Genomic DNA, 541 nt, shown 5'->3' on the forward strand with positions numbered 1-541 from the left:
TGGGGTGAAGTCGTAACAAGGTAGCCGTAGGGGAACCTGCGGCTGGATCACCTCCTTAATCGACGACATCAGCCTGCTGATGAGCTCCCACACGAATTGCTTGATTCATGGTTGAAGACGATCAAGACCCAAAGTTTTACCCTTAGGTCTGTAGCTCAGTTGGTTAGAGCGCACCCCTGATAAGGGTGAGGTCGGCAGTTCAAATCTGCCCAGACCTACCAATATGCGGGGCCATAGCTCAGCTGGGAGAGCGCCTGCCTTGCACGCAGGAGGTCAGCGGTTCGATCCCGCTTGGCTCCACCACTTGTTTTACTTGATCAAACTCAGAAATGAGCATTCGCATCGAATGTTGATTTCTGACTTTTGTCAGATCGTTCTTTAAAAATTCGGATATGTGATAGATATAGACTGATAGCCAGTTTCACTGCTGGTTAATCAGGCTAAGGTAAAATTTGTGAGTTCTGCTCGAAAGAGCAACATGCGAATTTTCGGCGAATGTCGTCTTCACAGTATAACCAGATTGCTTGGGGTTATATGGTCA

Annotated in this window: 2 tRNA genes and 1 rRNA gene; all 3 read left to right on the top strand. The window is 47.9% G+C overall.

Annotated elements, in window-relative coordinates:
- A 16S ribosomal RNA gene (locus tag WM94_RS28580) occupies positions 1 to 58 on the top strand; the annotation flags it as partial.
- Positions 59 to 144: 86 nt separating this feature from the next.
- A tRNA-Ile gene (locus WM94_RS28585) sits at positions 145 to 221 on the top strand.
- A gap of 6 nt (positions 222 to 227) precedes the next feature.
- A tRNA-Ala gene (locus WM94_RS28590) sits at positions 228 to 303 on the top strand.
- Positions 304 to 541: the final 238 nt, after the last annotated feature.

It is taken from the genome of Pseudomonas sp. ABFPK (assembly GCF_001586765.1).
Taxonomy (GTDB): domain Bacteria; phylum Pseudomonadota; class Gammaproteobacteria; order Pseudomonadales; family Pseudomonadaceae; genus Aquipseudomonas; species Aquipseudomonas asiatica.